General features: G+C 72.9%; 16 protein-coding genes and 2 pseudogenes. 12 read left to right on the top strand and 6 right to left on the bottom strand.

From position 1 onward, the window contains the following. Positions 1-132 precede the first annotated feature (132 nt). Positions 133-1060, bottom strand: a pseudogene (locus ACFOX0_RS09905) (IS110 family transposase). Positions 1061-1421: 361 nt separating this feature from the next. Between ACFOX0_RS09905 and tnpB the strand changes: the two are divergent. The 4 genes and pseudogenes from tnpB to ACFOX0_RS09885 all read left to right on the top strand — a co-directional run bounded on the left by tnpB (position 1422) and on the right by ACFOX0_RS09885 (position 5638). Further along, complete coding sequence (gene tnpB / locus ACFOX0_RS09900) at positions 1422-2801, top strand: IS607 family element RNA-guided endonuclease TnpB (protein ID WP_377543846.1); 1380 nt, start codon at positions 1422-1424, stop codon at positions 2799-2801. Between the two features lie 73 nt (positions 2802-2874). Beyond that, a pseudogene (locus ACFOX0_RS09895) lies at positions 2875-3663 on the top strand (sensor histidine kinase); the annotation flags it as partial. 516 nt (positions 3664-4179) lie between these two features. After that, positions 4180-4845, top strand: a complete 666-nt coding sequence (locus ACFOX0_RS09890) for a response regulator (RefSeq protein WP_377544241.1) — start codon at positions 4180-4182, stop codon at positions 4843-4845. 67 nt (positions 4846-4912) lie between these two features. Next, entirely contained in the window at positions 4913-5638 is a 726-nt protein-coding gene (locus ACFOX0_RS09885; RefSeq protein ID WP_377543844.1) for an alpha/beta hydrolase, read from the top strand. Between the two features lie 310 nt (positions 5639-5948). On the opposite strand, the gene ACFOX0_RS09880 is transcribed toward ACFOX0_RS09885, so the two are convergent. From ACFOX0_RS09880 to ACFOX0_RS09870, 3 genes are read right to left on the bottom strand one after another with little or no spacing between them, the layout of a single operon-like run. Further along, positions 5949-6899 carry a VWA domain-containing protein gene (locus ACFOX0_RS09880; protein ID WP_377543842.1) on the bottom strand — a complete coding sequence of 317 codons (951 nt, stop codon included), beginning with the start codon at positions 6897-6899 and terminating at the stop codon, positions 5949-5951. After that, positions 6896-7906 (bottom strand): DUF58 domain-containing protein, encoded by a 1011-nt coding sequence (locus ACFOX0_RS09875; RefSeq protein ID WP_377544240.1) that lies wholly within the window; start codon positions 7904-7906, stop codon positions 6896-6898. Before ACFOX0_RS09875 ends, ACFOX0_RS09880 begins: the two co-directional genes overlap by 4 nt. A gap of 44 nt (positions 7907-7950) precedes the next feature. Beyond that, entirely contained in the window at positions 7951-9072 is a 1122-nt protein-coding gene (locus ACFOX0_RS09870; protein ID WP_377543840.1) for an AAA family ATPase, read from the bottom strand. Positions 9073-9325: 253 nt separating this feature from the next. On the opposite strand from ACFOX0_RS09870, the gene ACFOX0_RS09865 reads away from it, so the two are divergent. The 5 genes from ACFOX0_RS09865 (at position 9326) to ACFOX0_RS09845 (ending at position 12932) form a co-directional block, all read left to right on the top strand. After that, positions 9326-9556 carry a hypothetical protein gene (locus ACFOX0_RS09865; RefSeq protein WP_377543837.1) on the top strand — a complete coding sequence of 77 codons (231 nt, stop codon included), beginning with the start codon at positions 9326-9328 and terminating at the stop codon, positions 9554-9556. Further along, positions 9553-10065, top strand: coding sequence for a PH domain-containing protein (locus ACFOX0_RS09860; protein ID WP_377543834.1), 513 nt, complete (start codon positions 9553-9555; stop codon positions 10063-10065). The genes ACFOX0_RS09865 and ACFOX0_RS09860 overlap by 4 nt, the downstream gene beginning before the upstream one ends. Next, positions 10062-11501 carry a PH domain-containing protein gene (locus ACFOX0_RS09855; RefSeq protein WP_377543831.1) on the top strand — a complete coding sequence of 480 codons (1440 nt, stop codon included), beginning with the start codon at positions 10062-10064 and terminating at the stop codon, positions 11499-11501. The genes ACFOX0_RS09860 and ACFOX0_RS09855 overlap by 4 nt, the downstream gene beginning before the upstream one ends. Positions 11502-11698: 197 nt before the next feature. After that, complete coding sequence (locus ACFOX0_RS09850) at positions 11699-12109, top strand: thioesterase family protein (RefSeq protein WP_377543829.1); 411 nt, start codon at positions 11699-11701, stop codon at positions 12107-12109. Beyond that, positions 12102-12932 (top strand): MBL fold metallo-hydrolase, encoded by an 831-nt coding sequence (locus tag ACFOX0_RS09845; protein ID WP_377543826.1) that lies wholly within the window; start codon positions 12102-12104, stop codon positions 12930-12932. Before ACFOX0_RS09850 ends, ACFOX0_RS09845 begins: the two co-directional genes overlap by 8 nt. 58 nt (positions 12933-12990) lie before the next feature. Here the strand turns inward: ACFOX0_RS09845 and ACFOX0_RS09840 are convergent, their stop codons facing one another. Further along, positions 12991-13923: a carbohydrate kinase family protein gene (locus ACFOX0_RS09840; protein ID WP_377543824.1), complete on the bottom strand. Its 933-nt coding sequence runs from the start codon at positions 13921-13923 to the stop codon at positions 12991-12993. Between the two features lie 320 nt (positions 13924-14243). Here ACFOX0_RS09840 and ACFOX0_RS09835 point away from each other — a divergent pair, with 320 nt between their 5' ends. Next, positions 14244-15344 (top strand): lytic polysaccharide monooxygenase, encoded by a 1101-nt coding sequence (locus ACFOX0_RS09835; RefSeq protein WP_377543821.1) that lies wholly within the window; start codon positions 14244-14246, stop codon positions 15342-15344. Positions 15345-15421: 77 nt separating this feature from the next. Here ACFOX0_RS09835 and asnB read toward each other — a convergent pair whose 3' ends face one another. Continuing rightward, positions 15422-17377 carry an asparagine synthase (glutamine-hydrolyzing) gene (asnB, locus tag ACFOX0_RS09830; protein WP_377543819.1) on the bottom strand — a complete coding sequence of 652 codons (1956 nt, stop codon included), beginning with the start codon at positions 17375-17377 and terminating at the stop codon, positions 15422-15424. Between the two features lie 115 nt (positions 17378-17492). Between asnB and ACFOX0_RS09825 the strand changes: the two genes are divergently transcribed. After that, the gene (locus ACFOX0_RS09825) at positions 17493-18995 is read left to right on the top strand and encodes an aminopeptidase P family protein (RefSeq protein ID WP_377543816.1); all 1503 of its coding nucleotides are present in this window, start codon (positions 17493-17495) and stop codon (positions 18993-18995) included. A gap of 131 nt (positions 18996-19126) precedes the next feature. Beyond that, positions 19127-20893, top strand: coding sequence for a RyR domain-containing protein (locus ACFOX0_RS09820; RefSeq protein WP_377543814.1), 1767 nt, complete (start codon positions 19127-19129; stop codon positions 20891-20893). Positions 20894-20910 lie beyond the last annotated feature (17 nt).

Here is a 20910-nt window from a genome sequence, read left to right as displayed (position 1 = left end):
GTCCCTGCGACTTCTGCGGACACCCGGTCAAGATGAAATCGGTCGATGAATACGACTGCCCGGTGTGCGGGGACCCGCCGGAGGCCGGTTCCGCGGTGAGTGAGCCTGAGTAGTCGTTGCCTCTCGGGTCGGTCAAGCAGCCAGTGCGAGCTCTTCTGCCGGTTTGTGCTGGTAGAGGGTTTGGGCGCGGAGCATGGCATGGAGGACGTCGACGCGGCGGCGGGCGAGGCAGATAAGGGCGGCACTGTGTTTCTTGCCCTCAGCGCGGTTGCGGTCGTAGTAGGCCCGGCTGAGTGGGTCGACCAGGGCCTGGTCACGCTGCTTCAACAGCTCACGCAAGCTGTCGGCCAGCCTCGGGAGGATGGTCTCGGCCGCAGTGCTGCCGGGAACTACCACCGTCTGGGTGTCCAGGGCGGTAAAGACCTGCTCGACCAGACGGTCACCCATGCGTGGAGCTCGGGGTCTGACGATCTGGGCGAGTTTCGACCCGCCGGTCTTGCGCAGCCCGGCCGGCCCACCGCACCGCGACAATGCCTCCAGCACGGCTGGGTGCTGCACTTTCGGGCCCAGGACGGGTTCCAGCGGTGGATGGATCTGGGTGAGCAGGCCGCGGATGCGGTTGCTGATGCGGTGACCTCGCCGGCAAGGTCGTCGTTGTAGCCGACCATCATCTCCAGCTCGGCGAGGGTGTCGTCGCCGGTGTCGACGCGGCGCAGAGTGTGGGCGGCGTCGGCGATCACGTAGGCGTCACGGGCGTCGGTTTTGGCCGTGCCGGATTGCAGATCAGCCAGCTGGCGCATCACCAGGCCGGGCAGGTAGGCGATCTGATGCCCGCAGGCACGAGCGACCGCGACGGGCAGTGCGCCGATTGAGGCAGGTTGGTCGACCACGGCCAGAATCCGGCCGTGCCGGCCGAGTTTGGCGAACAGTTTCTGCAACCCGGCCTCGGTGTTCGGAGTGCCGCGTCGTGCAGCCGCTTGCCTGCCGGGCCCAACGCGACCGCATGATGGTCGGTCTTGCCGACATACAGGCCCAGGAAAACGCCGTACTCGTTGTCCACGCCTCGCCTCTCCAACGGTCTAAATGGGCTCGGCCGCTGGTCAGAGCGTTGGACTGCGGCAGCCACGTTACGGAGAGACCTACCCGAGGGTGGCCGGGTCCCTATCAGCGGTCCGCCGACGCCACGCGGCCCGGAGACAACACCCCCAGATCATGCGTGCGACAGGGGCGATAAGTCATACCGGACCGAGCGATCGAGCAGTCCGCGGTGGGGACGATCAAAAAGGTAACGGGTGTCAACTGCTGTCGTTTGAGTGAGCTTTGGTGTTCGGTGGTTCGTTTTGGTGTCAGCGGCGCGGGTGTGCCGGCGGGAGTGTCGTACACCTGCCCGATACTGATCGTGATCGCTGGGGGTGGTGGGTGTGCGGGTGGTGCAGGCGTACCGGTTCGCGCTTGATCTGTCCCCGGCTCAGGAGCGTGCCGTCCTGGCGCATGCCGGGGCTGCCCGGTTCGCGTACAACTGGGCGTTGGCGCGAGTGAAGGCGGAGTTGGACCAGCGGGCGGCTGAACGCTCCTACGGCGTCCCCGAGGAACTGCTTACTCCGACGATCGGGTGGTCATTGCCGGCGTTGCGCAGGGCGTGGAACGCGGCGAAGGCCGAGGTTGCGCCGTGGTGGAAGGAGTGTTCCAAGGAGGCGTTCAACACCGGCCTGGACGCCCTGGCCCGCGCACTCGGGAACTGGTCGGACTCGCGGGTCGGTAGGCGGGCCGGTCGGCGGGTGGGGTTTCCGCGGTTCAAGGTGAAGCACCGCACAGTCCCGTCGGTGCGGTTCACCACCGGGACGATCCGGGTCGAGCGGGATCGGAAGCATGTGGTGTTGCCTCGGTTGGGTCGGTTGAAGTTGCACGAGTCGGCCCGTAAGCTCGCCCGCCGCCTGGAGGCCGGCACCGCGCGGGTCATGTCCGCGACCGTTCGTCGGGACAGTGGTCGGTGGCAGGTGGCGTTCACCGTCGAGGTCGACCGCCCCGACCGGGCCCCGGCCCGGCCGGACGGTGTGGTCGGGGTGGACGTCGGGATCCGACACCTCGCGGTGCTGTCCACCGGCGAACTGATCGACAACCCACGCCACCTGACCGCCGCCCGGCAGCAGCTACGGCGGCTGAACCGGGCACTGTCACGCAAGACCGGCCCGGACCGGCGCACCGGACGGCAGCCGTCGCGGCGGTGGCAGCGCGCGTCCGCCCGCCTCGGCCGGGCGCACGCCCGGGTGGCGAACCTGCGCCGCGACGGTCTGCACAAACTCACCACCCGGCTCACCCGCGAGTACGGCACGGTCGTGGTGGAAGACCTCAACGTCGCGGGCATGCTGCGGAATCGGCGGTTGGCCCGGCACATCGCTGATGCGGGGTTCGCCGAGATCCGCCGGCAGTTGGGATACAAGACCGGGTGGAACGGTGGCCGGTTGATCGTGGCCGACCGCTGGTATCCGTCCTCGAAGACCTGCTCGGGCTGTGGTGCGGTGAAAACCAAACTCGCCCTGCGCGAGCGTGAATACGCGTGTGAGGTGTGCGGCCTGGTCATCGACCGGGACTACAACGCCGCACGTAACCTGGCCGCCCTGGCGGCCGAGTTCGACACCGCCGGGAGTGGTCCGGTGGCAGCACGTGGAGCCGACCAGAAGACCCGCCTACGCGGGCAGGTGGCTGTGAAGCGTGAACCCGGCACGGCAACCGCCGACAAGACCGGGACCGTCCCAACGCAAGGCGGGACTACCAACCGTGCGCTCACCACAGTGCACTGAGAGGTAACGGTACGACGTGCGACGTCACTCCCGTGCGGCACGACCGGACGGGCGGTCGGGCCGTACCCTCCGGATGGTGGACATCAAACCCGCGGACGCGCTGCGCGCCCTGCGCCGCACGCTGATCGGCCCGGACATCCCGGCGATCCGCCCCCGGAGCCACCGGGTCGTCCGGTACGCCGGCCCAGTCGGCGTGCTGGTCCTGGCCGGGTTGTTCGCGATCAACGTCGCGTACCTGACCGACCCGCACCGTTGGCCGCTGCCGATCGGCTCGGCCTGGCTGCTGAGCGCCCTCACCGTCGCCCCGCTGGTGGCGCTGCCGTGGCGTCCGCTGCTGGCCTGGCGGCTGACCGTCGTCGCGCTGCTGCTGTGCACCTTCAACGCCGACCCGCGGGCGCCGTGGCCGTGGAGTCCGCCGCTGGTGCTCCTCGCGCCGCTCGTGCTGGCCGTGACGGCGCTGCGCGCCGACCGGGGCGTGCTGGTCTGGGTGGGCCTGATCAGCGCGGCGCCGGTGCTGGTCTTCGTCAACGGCAACAACATCACTGGCGTGCTGCTGTTGCTGGCCGTGCTGCTGGCGCTCGGCCACCTGATCCGGCGCAACCGGCTGTCCCGCAGCGCACTGGTGGCGCAGACCGAACTCAGCGAGCTGGAGAAGGCCCGCCGGGCGGTGCTGGAGGAACGCACCCGGATCGCCCGGGAGATGCACGACGTGGTGGCCCACCACATGTCGATGATCGCCGTGCAGGCCGAGACCGCCCCGTACCGGCTCACCGGGCTGCCGGAGGACGCCCGGACCGAGTTCGGGGCGATCGCCGGATCGGCCCGGCACGCGCTGACCGACATGCGCCGGCTGCTGGGCGTGCTGCGCAGCGAGTCCGCCGAGCCTCGGACGGCGCCGCAGCCCGGCCTGGCCGACCTGACCGACCTGGTCGACGGCGCCCGGCGGGCCGGGATGACCGTCGAACTGACCGTCGCCCGGCACCCCGGCCCGGACTCCGGAACCGCGTCGGACGCCGGAACCGGCCCGGACGCCGGAGCCGCCGGGCCGGGGGACGACGCCGGCACCACCGGGCCGGGCGACGCGGTCGGGCTGGCGGCGTACCGGATCGTCCAGGAGGCGCTGGCCAACGCGGCCCGGCACGCCCCCGGCAAGCCGGTGCGGGTCGCCGTCCGGGTCGGCCGGCGCGACCTGGACCTGCACGTCGACAACCCGCTCGGTGGGCCGCCCGATCCGGGCCGGCCGGCCGGACACGGGCTGATCGGGATGCGCGAGCGGGCCACCCTGCTCGGCGGCGGGTTCACCGCCGGACCGGCCGACGGCCGGTTCACCGTCACCGCCCGGCTGCCCTACCACCACCCGGAGGAGGAACCCCCCCGCATGATCACGTTGTTGATCGCGGACGACCAGGCCATGGTGCGCCAGGGTTTCGGCGCGCTGCTGGCAGCCCAGGACGACATGCTGGTGCTCGGCGACGCCGCGAACGGCGCCGAGGCGGTCGCCGCCGCCCGCCGGCTGGACCCGGACGTGGTGCTGATGGACGTCCGGATGCCGGTGTTGGACGGCCTGGCGGCGACCCGGCAACTGGTCGGCGACCGGCCCGGCGCGGACCGGCCCCGGGTGCTCATCCTCACCACGTTCGACCTCGACGACCACGTCTACGAGGCGCTGCGCGCCGGGGCCAGCGGCTTCCTGCTCAAGGACGCCCCCGCCGCCGACCTGGTGCACGCGGTACGGGTGGTCGCCGCCGGGGACGCGCTGCTGGCACCCGCCGTGACCCGGCGGCTGATCGCCGAGTTCGCCGCCCGGCCCGGTCGGGACCGCCCCCGGCCCACCTCGCTGGCGGCGCTCACCGCCCGGGAGACCGAGGTGCTGCGGCTGATCGCCCGGGGCCGGTCCAACACCGAGATCGCCACCGAGCTGTTCGTCGCCGAGCAGACCGTGAAGACCCACGTCGGACGGATCCTCGGCAAGCTCGGCCTGCGCGACCGCGCCCAGGCCGTCGTGGTGGCGTACGAGTCGGGTCTGGTGGCCGCCGGCGAGTAACCCCGCCGTAGGGGGCGGACAACGGCTCCACGGTGGGCTGGGCGGCGTCGCCCGCCGGGCACCGGCGGTGCAGGCCCGGGTCGTGTACGACGCCCTGCGTAGCGCCGCACCGACCGCCCGGGTCGCGGTGCTGGCCTGGCTCGGCTACGACCCGCCCGAGGGCCTGGGCCTGACGGTGGCCCGGGACGACCGGGCCAGGGCCGGCGCGCGGGCGCTGGTCGCGTTCCTGGCCGGCCTGACCGCCGGGCGGCCGGCGGCCCGGGTCACCGTCATCGGGCACAGCTACGGCGCGCTCGTCGTCGGGCTCGCCGCGCCCGCCTTGGGCCCACAGGTCACCGACCTGGTGGCGCTCGGAGCGCCGGGCATGGGTGCCGACCGGATGGACCGGTTGGGCACCGGAGCCCGGGTCTGGGCCGCGCTGGCCCCGGACGACTGGATCCGACGGGTGCCGGAGGTCCGGATCGGGCGGCTGGCCACGGCGTCCGCCCATCGACGGTCCACTGCGGACGGCGGGTCGACCGTGACGATCATCACGCTGGCCGGGTCGGCGATCGTCCGCCGGCGCCGGACCGCTCCGTCACCCACCGGTCCGGCTGCCGGTCATGGCCGCGGTACGGACGCTGTCGGCCGTTCGGATCGGCCAACTCGAACCGGTCGGCCTATCGGGCGGGCCACCGCGACGCGGTGTAACATCGCCTCCGGTTCCATTCCGTCCGGCCGACCAGTGGAGGTGATCGCTGTGCGAGATAGCGATCCTCCCAGTCGTAGCCGGGCCTTCGGTCCGCTCCGCTGAGCACCGACTCAGCCTGAGCCGACCCAGCTTCCCACGCCCCCGCACCACCCGCGCCGGATCCTCGACGCCCGTTCCGGGCTGACCACGCGGGGTCGCGCGGCGGCGTGCGCCCGGCTGCGACTCTCTCCAGCACCCTCGTCCCGATCATCGAGTGCCTGTCACCACCGGAGAGCCGCTATGAGCCGCTACGTCGCCCCCGTGGGCTTCACCCTCGCCGCCGTCTGGGTCGTCTACCTGTTCGTGCTGGTCAGCGGGACAACCCACTGACCCACGCGCAGCCGAGGCCGGCGGACGCGCGACGCGCCGCCGGTCAGGGCAGCCGGGACGTCCACAGCAGACTCATCCCGGCCGCGCAGAGGGCCAGCAGCAGCGCGATCCCGGCGTACCACTGGGTCACCTCCCGGGGTTCGGTGCGGAACCCGATCGAGCTGCCCATGTCCTGGTAGACCTGTTTGAGCTCGGTCACCGAGGCCGCCTCGTAGAAGAACCCCTGGGTGGTCTCGGCCAGTTGGGCCAGGGCGGCCCGGTCCACCGGCACCCGCTGGGTCTGCCCGCCGATGTCGACCTGTCCCGAGTCGGTCCCGAACGCGATCGTGGAGACCGGTACGTTCGCCGCCGCCGACGCGGCGGCCGCCTCCTCGACCGAGCGTCCCGAGGTCCGGTAGCCGTCGGACAGCAGCACGATCCGGGCCGGCGGGATGCCCTGGGCGCCGTCGGCCGGGACCGAGCGGATCGCCTCCAGGCAGGTGAACACCGCCTCACCGGTCGCGGTCGCCTCGGCCAGCACCAGCCCGTCGATGGCGGCGGTCACCGCGCCGCGGTCCTTGCCCGGCGGCACCAGCACGTTCGCCGACTTGGCGAACGCCACCAGCCCGAGGTTGAACGTCGGCGGTAGTTCCGCGACGAACTGCTTCGCCGCCTCCTGCGCCGCCTGCAGCCGGGTCGGCGCGACGTCATTGGCCTCCATCGACAGCGAGACGTCGATGGCCAGCATCACCGTCGCCCGTTCCAGCGGCTCCTTGGTGTCCACCGAGGGCCGGGCCAGCCCGGTGGCCAGGACCAGCAGGGCCAGCAGCAACGCGCCGGCGGCGGCATGCCGCCGCCAGCCCAGACCCTTGGGCGCCAGGGTGCGCAGCAGGTCGACGTTGGTGAACCGCACCGCGTACGCCCGGCGGTGCAGCTGCCGCCACACGTACGCCGCGGCGAGGGCGAGCACCGGCAGCAGGGCGAGCAGCCACCACGGTTGCAGGAAACGGATCATCTCGTGGTCCCCCTGGTGCGCGCGTGCCGCTGGGCGGCCACGAAACGCACGATGTCGAGCAGCCAGTCGGAATCGGTACGTAGGCGCAGGTGCGCCGCCCCGGCGGCGCGCAGTTCGGCGTCGATCGCCGCCCGGCCGGCGGCGGCGGCTTCGGCGTACCGGCGGCGCAGCCGCGGGTCGGCGGTCTGCACCTCGTGCAGGCCACCGGTCTCCGGGTCGACCAGTTCGAGCACCCCGGCGTCGGGCAGTTCCAGCTCCACCGGGTCGACCACCTCGATCGCCAGCACGTCGTGCCGGACGGCCAGTTTGCGCAGCGGCCGGCCCCACTGCTGCGGGGGCGCCAGGAAGTCGGAGATCACTACGGCGACGCCACGCCGGCGCGGCGGTCGGTTGAGCATGTCCACCAGCGCGCCGAGGTCGCTGCGGCCCGGTCGGATCTCGGTGCCGGCCACCGCCCGCAGCAGCCCGTGCGCCTCCTTGCGTCCCGATCGGGCGGGCAGGCGCCGGACGGCTCCCGGCGTGGGTTCGGGCCCGGCCGCCGTACGGGCGCGGCGGCCGAACCGGGACCGTCCGGCGGTGGGGCCGGCGGTGGTCCCGGTGCCGGTGCCCACCACGGCACCGATCCGGTTGCCGCCGCGCACGGTCAGGTGGGCGACCGCCGCCACCGCGGCGACCACCAGGTCCCGCTTGAGCCAACGGCCGGTGCCGAAGTCGAGACTGGCCGACAGGTCCACCGCCAACCAGGTCTCCAACTCCCGGTCGGCGACGGTGCGCCGGACGTGCGGCGTGGTGGTACGGGCGGTCACCGGCCAGTCCATCCGCCGCACGTCGTCGCCGGGACGGTACTCCCGGGACTCGCCCGCCTCGCTGCCCGGACCGGGTAGCAGGCCCACGTAGTCGCCCTGCAGCAGGCCGTCGAGCTTGCGGGTGACCAGCAGTTGCAGCCGGGACAGCACGGCCTCGGCGCGGGCCGCGGTGGCCCCGGTGCCGGCGGCGGACGCGTCCAGGGCGCCGGTGAACCCACCGGCACCGGTGCCGGCCGCCGGTGCGGTCACGGCAGCCGGCCGGGCCAGTTGCTGCCCGGCTGGGGCGAGGTCGACGGGGTGGGTGTGGCGTTCTGCCGGGGCGCCACGGACGGCAGCGGGATGGTCGTCAGCACCCGCCCGATGATGTGGTCGGCCGGCACGTTGTCGGCGAGCGCGTCGTAGCTGAGCACCAACCGGTGCCGCAGGATGTCACCGGCGATGTCCTGCACGTCCTGCGGCAGGGCGTAGTCGCGGCCGCGCAGCAGGGCCAGTGCCCGGGTCGCCCGGACGATGCCGAGCGAGGCGCGCGGGCTGGCGCCGTACTGGATCAACTGCGCCACGTCGGGCATCCCGTGCTCGGCCGGCGAGCGGGTGGCCAGCACCAGCCGGACCGCGTAGTCGACCAGGGCGTTGTGCACGAACACCTGGTCGGCCTTGCGCTGCAGGGCGATCAGTTCGCTGGGGCTGAACACCGGCACCGGCTCCGGCGGGGTGACCCCCATCCGGTAGACGATCTCGCGCTCCTCGGCGTCGGTGGGGTAACCGACGAGGATCTTCATCAGGAACCGGTCCCGCTGCGCCTCGGGCAGCGGGTAGACGCCCTCCTGCTCGATCGGGTTCTGGGTGGCCATCACCAGGAACGGATGCGGCACCTCGTGGGTCTGGCCGCCGATCGAGACCTGCTGCTCCGCCATCACCTCCAGCAGCGCCGACTGGACCTTGGCCGGCGCCCGGTTGATCTCGTCGGCGAGCAGGAAGTTGACGAACACCGGGCCGAGTTCGACGTCGAATTTCTCACTCGACTGGCGGTAGATCCGGGTCCCCATGATGTCCGCCGGCACCAGGTCCGGGGTGAACTGGACCCGGGCGAAGGTCCCACCGACCACCTTGGCCATGGTCTCCACCGCGAGGGTCTTGGCCACCCCCGGTACGCCCTCCAGCAGGCAGTGCCCCCGGGCCAGCAGGGCGACGAACATCCGCTCCACCATCCGGTCCTGGCCCACGATCACCCGCTTGACCTCGAACAGCGCGCGTTCGAGCAGGGTCGCGTCCTGGGCCGGGGTGCTGGCGCCGCCCGGGGCGGCCGGCCCCGGGGTGGGCGTGGCGTCGGACGGTGTCGGGGCGTCGGGCGTGGTCGGCTGGGCCACCTGTCCTCCACGGCGGGGTGTCGTCAACGGCTGCGGTACAAGCCTCGCACGTCCCGTCCCGAGGGCGTACGGCGAGAACCGGATTTACGGCTCCGACCGGCATGATCACAAACTGGTGGCCGACACGGGTAGACAGAAGGGGGTTTTCCGCGTGTACGATTCAGCCGTCGCCGGGCGGCTCCCCCCGTGGCCGCCCGGCGCTAAAAACTTCGCCGCGCCTGGCGTCCGACCCACCGCCGTAGACTCTCCAGGCGTGACCCACTCTCCCCCACCGCTGACCGAGGCCGTCTGTTCGGCCAAGGGCTGCCGGGCCTCGGCCGTCTGGGCCCTGCGGTGGAACAATCCCCGCCTGCACGACCGGGACCGGCGCAAGACCTGGCTCGCCTGTGCCGACCACCGGCCCACGTTGGGCGACTTCCTCGCCGGGCGCGGCTTCCTACGCGAGGTGGAACCGTTCCCGCCATCGCCTACGCTCGACACGTGACTACTGCCGGGGACGGTCCGACGAGCCCGCTGGAGCCGTGGCCGGCGACCGTACGCTGGCAGGCGGTCTCCACCGACCTGATCTGGGTGGAGCTGCTCCGGCTGGCCGGCGTCCTGCTGGTGCTGCTCGGCGGGGCGGGGGTCGCCTGGGCGCTCACCGGCTACGGGTTGTTCGGCCTGGTTCTCGGGCTGGGTGTGCTGTTCGGCGGGTGGCGGGTCTGGGTGATCGTCCGGGCGGTCCGGGCCTGGGGCTACGCCGAGCGGGATCACGACCTGCTGGTCCGGCACGGCCTGCTGGTCCGCCGGTTGTCCATCGTGCCGTACGCCCGGATGCAGTTCGTCGACGTCAGCGCCGGCCCGCTGGAACGCGCCTTCGACCTGGCCACCGTGCAGTTGCACACCGCCGCGGCGGCCAGCGACGCCCGGGTGCCGGGGCTGCGGCCCGCCGAGGCGTCCCGGCTGCGCGACCGGCTCACCGCGCTCGGCGAAGACCGCGCGGAGGGCCTGTGACCGAGCCGCCGGCGCAACCCCGTCGGCGGTTGCACCCGCTGAGCCCGCTGCTGCACGGCGCCAAGTCGCTGGTCGTGATCGTCGCGGGGCTGTCCTGGTCGACCCTGTCCCGGCTGGGGCTGGGCTGGTTCGCCGCGTTGGTCGCCGTACTGGTGTGCGGGGCGGTCGTGCTGTCGGTGGTCAGCTGGTACAACACCGGCTACCACGTGGTGGGTCGGGAACTGCGGATCCACGAGGGCCTGCTGTGGCGCCGGACCCGGGCCATCCCGCTGGAGCGGTTGCAGGCGGTGGAGGTGGTCCGGCCGCTGCTGGCGCAGCTCACCGGCCTGGCCGAGCTGCGGCTGGAGGTGGTCGGCGGCGGTCGCACCGAGGCACCGCTGGCCTACCTGTCGGTGGCCGAGGCGGTGGCGCTGCGGGACCGGCTGCTCGGGCTGGCGAGCCGCCTCCCGGCCCGACCGGGCGGACCGCCCGGCGGCGTCCGGCCGGGCGACGGCCCGGTCACCGGGGCGCCGACGACCGATGGATCACCGGGCCCCGCCGGGACCGCCGCGGCTGGGCCGCCGCCGGTCGGCGTCGAGGGGCCGGCGTGGCGCCGGGTACCGGGTGCCGGGCCGGCGCCCGGCCGGCCGGTGCACGCGGTCGCCAACCGGGACCTGCTGGTCAGCCAGCTACTCACGCCACAGGCGTTCCTGCTGCCGCTCGGCGTCGCCTTCGTGATCGCGCAGTTCCTCTCCGAGGGCTCCTGGTCGTTCATCGCGGTCGCCAGCACGCTGACCGCCATGGCCGGCGTCCTGCTGCAACCGGTCCGCCGGGTGCTGGACGACTGGAACTTCCGGCTGCACCGGCTGGACGCGACGCTGCGAATCCGGCACGGCCTGCTGGAGACCCGGGCGCAGACCGTACCCCTGCCCCGGGTGCAGGCGGTGGCCGCGACCTGGCCGCTGCTGTGGCGGATGCCGGGCTGGCTGCGGCTGCGGCTGGACGTCGCCGGGATCACCCCCGGCGAGCACGACGAGCGCAACCAGGCCGACCGGTTGCTGCCGGTCGGCGGCCTGCCGACCGCGCGGGCGATCGTGTCCGAGGTGTTGCCCGGGGTGGACCTGCTCGCCCTGCCGCTGACCGCGCCGCCGCCGCGGGCCCGCTGGCTGCGTCCGCTGTCCCGGCAGGTGCTCGGCGCCGGGGTGTCCGACGCCGTCTTCGCGGTCCGGCACGGGCTGTTGACCCGACAGGTGGTCGTGGTGCCGCTGGCCCGGATCCAGAGCGTCCGGGTGGTCCAGGGGCCGGCTCAGCGCCGACTGGGCCTGGCCACCGTGCACGCCGACACCGCGGGGGGCCGGGACGCGGTGGCCCACCACCGGGACGTCCGGGAGGCCTGGGCGCTGGCCGCCGAGCTGACCGACCGGGCCCGGGCCGCGCGCGCCGCCGACGGCCGCTGATGCGCTCGACCCCGGACCACGCCGCGCGTGGGCACCGTCCCCGGCCCGCCCCAGGACCGACCGCACGGCGGCACCGAAGGAAGCTCCGCCCGGGGCGGCGTCCACCCGTCGGCCGACCGGCCACGCCCGGTCCGGATTCCCGGTACGTCCGGGGCGAGCCCCCGGCCGACGGGCGGTGCACCGCTTAGGCTGTGCGGATGGAACAGCAGCAGCGGGAGCGCACCCTCACCGCCGGGCTGACCGCCCGGGTGGAGCTGACCGTCACCGACTCGGACACCGCCCAGGCGGTCGGTTCGGGCGACGTACCGGTGCTCGGCACGCCCCGGGTGCTCGCCCTGGCCGAGGCGGCCACGGTCGCCGCGACGGCACGGGACCTGCCCTCCGGAACGACCACCGTGGGGTCGCGGGTCGAACTCGACCACCGGGCGCCCACCCCGATCGGCCGTACCGTGGTCGCGCAGGCCCGGCTGGTCCGGGTGGACGGCCACCGGCTCGAGTTCGAGGTGCGGGTCACCGAGGGGACGACGACCGTGGCGGAGGGCCGGATCGAACGGGTGCTGGTCGACCGGCACCGGTTCGTCGAACGGGCCTCGGGCACCCATGAGTGACGGCTTCACCGAGATCGGCGACCGCGTCTTCGTGCTGCGGTACCCGATCCTCGACGTCAACGTCACGCTGATCGTCGGCGCCGAGCAGGCGATGCTGGTGGACACGCTGTCCAGCACGGCCCAGGCGACCGAACTGGCCGCCGCGGTCCGGCAGGTCACCCCGTCGCCGCTGGTGCTGGTCAACACCCACCACCACTTCGACCACTGCTACGGCAACGCGGTGTTGGGCACCGACCCGCCCCGGCCGATCTGGGCGCACGAGGTGACCGCCCGACTGCTGGCCGAGCAGCCCGAGCGGCTGCGCCGGCAGGCGTACGAGGAGATCCTGCCGACCGATCCCGCGTTGGCGGCCGACCTGCTCGGCACGCCGATCGTCCCGCCGGACCGGACGGTGCACCAGAGCGCCACGGTGGACCTGGGCGACCGGCACGTCCTGCTGTTGCACCTCGGCCGCGGACACACCGCCGGCGACCTGGTGGTGCACGTGCCGGACGCCGACGTGTTGGCGGCCGGTGACCTGGTCGAGGAGGGCTCGTCGCCCTCGTTCGAGGACGGCTATCCGGTGGACTGGCCGGACACCGTGGCCGAGTTGGCGCGGCTGGTCACGCCGCGTACCGCGGTGGTGCCCGGGCACGGGGCGGTGCTGGGCACCGAGGAGCTGACCGCCCAGCACGAACGGTTGGCGAGGTTGGCCTGGCTGATCCGCGACGGGCACGCCGACGGCGCGCCGGTGGACGAACTCGTGCCGCGGGCGCCGTTCGAGCCGGGCACCGCCGAGGTGGCCGTCCGCCGCGGCTACGCCCAGCTGGCCGGGGACGGCTGAGCGGACCGCGCAGCCGTTCCGCCGCCGACCCGGGCGACCGGGGCGCGGACCGCGCCGGTCAGTCCGGGAAGCGGGCGGCCACCTCGGCCCGGGTGGGCATCGAGACCGCGCCGCCGGGCGACTCGCAGACCAGGCCGGCCACCCGCAACGCGAACGCCACCCGACCCGGCCAGCCGGCCGGGTCGGTCACCGGACCGTCGGCGAGCAGGCCGGCGATCAGGGCGGCCATCACCGAGTCCCCGGCGCCGGTGGCGTCGACCGCGTGGACCCGTGGCGCCGGCAGCGGCACCGGGTCCGCCCCGGCGAGCACCAGCGCGCCGTCCGCGCCCCGGGTCACCACCACCGCACCGGCGCCGAGCGAGCGCAGCTCCGCGGCGGCCCGTTCGACGGTGCTGCCGGGGTAGAGCACCTCGACGTCGGCGGCGCTCAGCTTCACCAGGTGCGCCCCGGCGGCGAACTCGGCCACCGTCGCCCGCAGGTCGGCCGGTGCGGCCGGGGTGGTGAGCAGGCTGGGCCGGACGTTCGGATCGAACACCCGCAGTCCGCGACCGAGCGCCCAGGCCCGCCGGGCGGCGGCCAGCGTGGGCGCGCAGAGCAGGGCGATCGAGCCGGCGTAGAGCACGTCGGCGCCCTCGATCAGGTCCGGGTCGAGGTGGTCCGGCGTGAGCAGCCCGTACGACGGCGGGTCGCCGTAGAAGCGGAACTCCGGCTCGGCGCCGGCGTAGGTGGCGACGCCGAGCGTGGTGGGCGCCGGTACGGTCACCAGGCCACGCCGGCCGACCCCGGCGGCGGTGAGGAAGTCCGCGATCCGGCCGGCGAGCGCGTCGTCGCCGAGCGAACCGACGAACTCCACGGCCGAGCCGAGCCGGGCGACGCCGACGGCGACGTTGAGCGGGCCGCCGCCGACCGCCTGCCGGTAGACCGGTTTCCCGTCGCACTCGCCGTCCAGCAGGTCGATCAGTGCCTCGCCGAGCACCGCCGCGTACCCCATTTGATCTCTCCTTCACGTCACCGTGGCGACAAGCATGCCGCATCATCCAGCAAATCGAGCGCTGCCTATTGAATGAACGACCGATCTGTGGTGCGATGACCGTTACCGAGGCGGCGTGGGGCTGAACGCCGCTCGCGGGTGCCGGCTGGGAGCCACGCGACGCACACGTCGTGACCGGACGTGCGTTCCGCCGTAGTGCCCATCGCCCCTCGGCACCTCCGCGGCACACGCGCGCACCGGACCGACGTCGCACCATTCCGCTCGTCGTCCACGGGACCGACCGCTCCCATCAGGAGCCGGTCCCGGAAGGAGAAAAACCGGTGAAACCCCTGACCAGAGCCCTGGCGGTGGCGGCCGTGGCCGCGCTGACCGCCGGCGTCGTGGCCGTGGTCGCGGCACCCGCCGCGAACGCGCACGGTGCCGCCATGACCCCCGGCGCCCGTACCTACCTGTGCTGGAAGGACGGCCTCACCAGCACCGGTGAGATCAAGCCCAACAACCCGGCGTGCGCGGCCGCCGTCGCGCAGAGCGGGACGAACTCGCTCTACAACTGGTTCAGCGTGCTGCGTTCGGACGCCGGTGGTCGTACCACCGGTTTCATCCCCGACGGCAAGCTGTGCAGCGGCGGCAACACCGGCTTCGCCGGCTACGACCTGGCCCGCACCGACTGGCCGCTGACCCACCTCACCGCGGGTCGGAACTTCAACTTCAACTACAGCAACTGGGCCCACCACCCCGGGACGTTCTACTTCTACGTCACCAAGGACAGCTGGAGCCCGACCCGGCCGCTGGCCTGGTCGGACCTGGAGGACCAACCGTTCCTGACGGTGACCAACCCGCCGTCGATCGGCGGGCCGGGCACCAACGACGGCCACTACTACTTCAGCGGCAACCTGCCGTCGGGCAAGAGCGGCCGGCACATCATCTACTCCCGCTGGGTGCGCTCGGACAGCCAGGAGAACTTCTTCGGCTGCTCGGACGTCACCTTCGACGGTGGCAACGGTGAGGTAACCGGCATCGGTGGCGGACAGAACCCGCCGCCGACCACCGCGCCGCCGACCAGCAACCCCACCACCAACCCGCCGACCAGCAACCCCACCACCGGCCCGCCGCCCACCGGCAACTGCATGGCGATCTACCGGGTGACCAGCGCGTGGTCCGGCGGCTTCCAGGCCGAGGTGCAGATCATGAACCACGGCAGCGCGGCCTTCAACGGCTGGACCGCGAAATGGTCGTGGGCCAACGGGCAGACCATCACCTCGCTGTGGAGCGGCAGCTTCACCCAGAGCGGAAGCGCGGTGACCGTCAAGAACGCGGCCTACAACGGGACCGTGGCACCGGACGGCAGCACCACGTTCGGCTTCATCGGCAACGCCAGCACGCCGAACACCCCGCCGTCGATCACCTGCACCAGCCCGTAAGGGCCGACTCCTCCCCACGGAGCCGACCGGGCCCGGCGCCATCCACGCGCCGGGCCCGGTTCGGGTGTACGGGCGGCTCAGCGCACCATCGAGCCGACCACCGGCTTGGTCAGCAGGGCCGACTGGTTGCGCTGGATGCCCGGGTCGAGGGTGCGGGCCACGAAGATGGCGTGCCAGATGCAGAAGATCAGCACGGTCCACACCTTGCGCGAGTGGTCGGCCTCCCCCCGCTTGTGCTCGTCGAGCAGCCGCATCGCGTAGTTGAGGTCGAGCAGCTCACCGGCACCCGAGATGGAGAAGATGTGCCGGACCCACTCGTACATCTCGCCGCGCAGCCAGACCCGGGTCGGGGTGGGGAAGCCGAGCTTGCGCCGGTTGACGATGGCCGGCGGGACGACGCCGTCGAGGGCCTGTCGCATGGCGTACTTGGTGGCGTCCGAGCGGGGCGGCAGCTTCAGGTCCACCGGTACGGTGGCGGCCACGTCGAAGACCTCCCGGTCCAGGAACGGCACCCGCACCTCCAGCGAGTGCGCCATCGAGATCCGGTCGGCCTTGACCAGGATGTCGCCGCGCAGCCAGGTGTAGAGGTCGACGTACTGCATCTTGGTGACGTCGTCGAGTTCCTGGCACTCGGCGTAGATCGGCGCGGTCACGTCGGTGTAGCGCACGGCCGGGTCGTACCGGCGCAGCAGGTCCTGCTTCTCCTCCTCGGTGAACATCCGGGCGTTGCCGTAGTAGCGCTGCTCGATCGGGGTGGTGCCGCGCTCCAGGAAGCTCTTGCCCTTGACGCCCTGCGGGATGGCCTTGGAGACCGCGCGCAGCCCTTTCTGGACCCCGCCGGGCAGGCCGTTGACCGCTCCGAGGGACAGCGGCTCGCGGTAGATGGTGTACCCGCCGAAGAACTCGTCCGCGCCCTCGCCGGACAGGACCACGGTGACGTGCTCGGCGGCCTTCTTGGCCACGAAGTAGAGCGGCACCAGCGCCGGGTCGGCGACCGGGTCGTCCAGGTGCCAGACGATCCTCGGCAGCGCGTCCATCATGTCCTGCGGCCCGATCTTGGTCGGGATGGTGGTGACCTGCAGGTGCCGCGCCGAGTCCTGGGCCACCTCGATCTCCGAGTAGCCCGGCACGTCGTACCCGACGGTGAAGGTGAGGATGTTGGGGTTGAACTCGCGGGCCAGCGCGACCACGGCGGTCGAGTCGATGCCGCTGGACAGGAACGACCCGACCGGCACGTCGGAGCGCATGTGCATCCGGACGCTCTCCCGCAGCGTCTCCCGGATCCGGTCGTAGAGCTTCTGCGGGTCGTCCGGCGCGGTGGGCCGGAACACCGGCCGGTACCACCGGCGCACGTCGATCCGGCCGCCCGGCGACCAGGTCAGGTACTCCCCCGAGCCGATCCGGCGGATGCCCTGGTGCAGGGTGCCGGGCTCGGGTACGTACTGCAGGGTCAGGTAGTGCGACAGGCTGGCGGTGTCGATCCCGGCGTCACCGGCGTGCGCGGCCGGCGCGAACGGCATCAGCGCCTTCTTCTCCGAGGCCAGGTAGACCCCGTCGCGGGTCTCCAGGTAGTGCAGCGGCTTGATCCCGAAGTAGTCCCGGGCGCCGAACGCCCGCCGCTCCTGGCGGTCCCAGATGACGAAGGCGAACATGCCGCGCAGCCGGGTGAGCACCCGCTCGCCCCAGTAGTGGTAACCGGCGACGATCACCTCACCGTCGCCGGCCGTGGCGAACTGGGCACCGTGGTTGCGGATCAGCTCGTCCCGCAACTCGATGTAGTTGTAGATCTCACCGTTGAAGGTGAGCAGGTACCGACCACCGGCGTAGGACAGCGGCTCGTGGCTGGACGCCACGTCGATGATCGCCAGCCGCTTGTGGGCGAAGACCGCGTCCGCGTAGGAACCCTCGGAGATCACTTCGACGCCGGTCTCGTCCGGCCCCCGGTGGTGCAGGCATTCCAACGCGCCGGCGATCGCATCGCTGTGCGCGCCGGCGTCGCCGTGCGCGCTGAAAAAGGCCAGAAGTCCGCACATGGGAGCCATCCTTCCACGCGTGGATGCGGCCCGTGCCGGCACCGGTCGGACACCGGGAGGCCCCAGCGGGGAGGTACCGTCGCGGGTGAACGTCGGCAGGTGAGGGAGCGGGCAGATGGGTGACGAGCGGGTGGGTGACGAGCGGGCCGAGGTCGGTACGACGCCGGAGGGAACGGAGTCCCACGATCCGGACTTTCCGGAAAAGTTTCTCACGTTCATGCGCACCGGGTGGCGGGACACCTCGCTACCGGTCGGCCCCCGGCCGGAGGTGCCCAACTACGCCAAGCGCCGGGCCGCCCTGTCCGCCGCGTTCCCCGGCGAGACGCTTGTCGTCCCGACCGGCACCGAGAAGGTGCGCGCCAACGACACCGACCACCCGTTCCGGCCGGGCAGCGACTTCGCGTACCTGACCGGTGACCACGAACCGGACAGCGTGCTGGTGCTGCGGCCCACCGGCTCCGGCCACGACGCCACCCTCTACATGCGGCCCCGCTCGTCGCGGGACAACGACGAGTTCTTCCGCAGCCGACACGGCGAGCTGTGGGTCGGCCGCCGGCACACGCTCACCGAGAAGGCCACCGAGCTGGGGGTGGAAACCGCCCCGCTGACCGAGTTGCCGGCCGCGCTGGCCGATCTCGCGCCCCGGCGTACCCGGGTGTTGCGCGGCTTCGACGCGGGCGTGGACGCGGCGGTGCGCTCCTTCGACGAGGCCGACCGGCCCGGCGACAAGCCGGCCCGCGACCGGGAGCTGGCGATCGCGATCTCGGAGCTCAAGCTGGTCAAGGACGAGTGGGAGATCGCCCAGCTGCAGGACGCGATCGACGCCACGGTACGCGGCTTCGAGGACGTCGCCCGGGTGCTGCCGGCCGACCGGCCGGTCGCCGAGCGGCTGCTGGAGGGCGTCTTCGGGCTGCGCGCCCGGCACGACGGCAACGACGTGGGGTACGGCTCGATCGTCGGCGCCGGCGAGCACGCCACGATCCTGCACTGGGTCCGCAACACCGGCACCACCCGCCCCGGCGAGCTGCTGCTGATGGACATGGGCGTCGAGGGCCGGCACCTCTACACCGCCGACGTCACCCGGGTGCTGCCGGTCTCCGGCACGTTCAGCCCGCTGCAACGCCAGGTCTACGACATCGTGTACGCGTCGCAGCAGGCCGGCATCGAGTTCATCAGGCCCGGAGTGGCCTTCAAGGACGTCCACCTGACCTGCATGCGGGTGCTGGCCGAGGGGCTGTCGGAGCTGGGCCTGCTGCCGGTGAGTGTGGACGAGGCGATGGACGAGAAGTCCACCGTCTACCGGCGCTGGACGCTGCACGGCTTCGGACACATGCTCGGCATCGACGTGCACGACTGCGCGAACGCCCGCAAGGAGACCTACCGGGACGGCACGCTCGGCGAGGGCTACGTGCTGACCGTCGAGCCGGGCCTGTACTTCCAGCCCGAGGACGAACTGGTCCCCGAGGAACTGCGCGGGATCGGTATCCGGATCGAGGACGACGTGCTGGTCGGGCCGGACGGGGCGGTCAACCTCTCGGCCGGCCTGCCGCGCACCGCCGACGAGGTCGAGAACTGGCTCGCCGCCCAGCGCGAGGCCGGGCCGCGGCTGCCCGGCTGAGCCACCGACGGTGACCGGGGTCGCGGCGGTCCAGGCCCGCCGCGACCCCACTGTGGATCTTTCACGCTTTCCGCTGCCCAGCGCCGACGGTACGATAGCGCTGCGTCACCACCTGCGGCGATGGACAGGGGATGCGTGTGTCCGACGGCGGCTTCGGCGATCCGCGCCGCGCGCCGACAGCCAATGTGCTGCGGCTGCTGTTCGCCGCCATCGGCGTGGTCTCCGTGGTGTTCGGTTACTTCGGACTGCGGGAGTACGCCCCCGACGGTCAGAGCCTCAGCGGCAGCCCTTTGGACCTGCTGTACTACGACCTCCAACTGTTCGTGCTCGGGTCACCGCCGCTGGACGAGGGTGGGCCGTACCCGGTCCTGCTGGACATCGCCCGGTTCAGCGCGCCGGCGTTCACCGTCTACGCGTTCGTCGAGGCGGGCCGGGCGCTGTTCGCCACCGAACTGCGCCGGTGGCGGATCCGGCGGTCCCGGGATCACGTGATCGTCTGCGGGGACGGCATGGTCGCCAGCACCCTGACCCGCCGGCTCCGGGCCGCCGGCGAGAAGGTGGTGACCGTACCGTCCGGGGCGGTGACCGGCACCGGGTCCGGCGCCGTGCCGACGGACGCCGGCCCGGACGCCCTGCGGGTGGCCGGCGCGGCCCGCGACCCCGACGTGCTGCGGGCCGCCGGCATCGACCGGGCCCGGGCGTTGTACGCCTGCACCGACGACAGCGCCGGCAACACCGCGATCGCGCTCTCCGCCGCCCGGCGCGGCCGACGCACCCCGCTCTGCGTGTACGCCCAGGTCGCCGACCCGGAACTCTGCCTGGCCCTGCAGGCCCGGCACCTGGGGCTGGCGGAGCCGCCCGGGGCGCGGGTCGACTTCTTCAACATCGACGACCTGGCCGCCCGCAAGCTGTTCGTCCAGGAGCCGCTGGTCGCGGTCCGCGGCGGCCCGCCCCGGGTGGTGATCCTCGGGGCCACCGCGTTCGGCCGGGCGGTGCTGGCCGAACTGGCCCGGCGGTGGCGGGTCCGCGAGCCGCACGGTCCGAACCAGGTGCCGGTGGCGCTGGTCGACGACGAGGCGACGACGACCGCCGCGCAGCTCACCCACCGGTATCCCTTCCTGTCCCGGGTCTGCCGGATCATCCCGTACGACGGCGGGCTGCCCGAGCTGCTGAACGACGACCGGTTCGCGCTGCCGCCGGACCGGGTGTTCATCTGCTACGACGACGAGGAGCGGGCGCTCAAGACCGCGTTGACGGCCGAGCAGTTGTGGCACGGCGGCCCCGGCTCGGTGGTGGTCCGGCTGGACCGGCTGGCCAGCCTGCGCGCCGCGTTCGACCACGAGCGGGGCGACCACCTGCTCGACGACCTGTCCGGCGCGCTGCGGCTGTACGGCGTGGTGCACGCCGCCTGCGACCCCGCGCTGATCGGCGACGACCTGGTCGAACGGCTGGCCCGGGTGATCCACGAGAGCTACCTGATGTCCCGTCGGCGGCACGGCGAGCAGCCGGAGGCCAACCCGGCCCTGGTGCCCTGGGAGGATCTGCCCGAGCCGTTGCGGCGGACCAACCGGGACCAGGCCAAGGACATCGGGCGGAAGCTGCGCGAGCTGGGCTGCGCGCTGTCGCCCCGGGTCGGTCCGGGCGAGGAGCACTCGCTGGCCGAGTCGGAGATCGAACGGCTGGCGATCCTGGAACACCAGCGCTGGCTCTCCGCCCGGGTGGCCGCCGGCTGGCGCTACGCCGAGGACCGCGACGACGATCGGCTGCTGCATCCGGCCGTCCGGGCGTGGGACCACCTGCACGACGACATGCGCGAGCGGAACCACGACGCGATCCGCGAACTCCCGGCCATCCTGGCCGATGCCGGCTTCCGGATCGTCCGGGTCGGTGACGCGTGACGAGGAACGGACGGTGC

This window comes from Micromonospora zhanjiangensis (assembly GCF_042650605.1).
Lineage (GTDB): Bacteria > Actinomycetota > Actinomycetes > Mycobacteriales > Micromonosporaceae > Micromonospora_J > Micromonospora_J zhanjiangensis.
The sequence above is the reverse complement of the archived record's forward strand: the minus strand, read 5'-3'. Positions and strand labels throughout refer to the sequence as shown.

What these genes read in the sequence shown, in the direction of transcription:
- ACFOX0_RS09825 (WP_377543816.1), top strand. Translation starts at nt 17,493, where the DNA reads ATGGGTGACGAGCGGGTGGGTGACGAGCGGGCCGAGGTCGGTACGACG.
- ACFOX0_RS09820 (WP_377543814.1), top strand. Translation starts at nt 19,127, where the DNA reads ATGCGTGTGTCCGACGGCGGCTTCGGCGATCCGCGCCGCGCGCCGACA.
- ACFOX0_RS09890 (WP_377544241.1), top strand. Translation starts at nt 4,180, where the DNA reads ATGATCACGTTGTTGATCGCGGACGACCAGGCCATGGTGCGCCAGGGT.
- ACFOX0_RS09840 (WP_377543824.1), bottom strand. Translation starts at nt 13,923, where the DNA reads ATGGGGTACGCGGCGGTGCTCGGCGAGGCACTGATCGACCTGCTGGAC.
- ACFOX0_RS09845 (WP_377543826.1), top strand. Translation starts at nt 12,102, where the DNA reads ATGAGTGACGGCTTCACCGAGATCGGCGACCGCGTCTTCGTGCTGCGG.
- ACFOX0_RS09850 (WP_377543829.1), top strand. Translation starts at nt 11,699, where the DNA reads ATGGAACAGCAGCAGCGGGAGCGCACCCTCACCGCCGGGCTGACCGCC.
- asnB (WP_377543819.1), bottom strand. Translation starts at nt 17,377, where the DNA reads ATGTGCGGACTTCTGGCCTTTTTCAGCGCGCACGGCGACGCCGGCGCG.
- ACFOX0_RS09880 (WP_377543842.1), bottom strand. Translation starts at nt 6,899, where the DNA reads ATGATCCGTTTCCTGCAACCGTGGTGGCTGCTCGCCCTGCTGCCGGTG.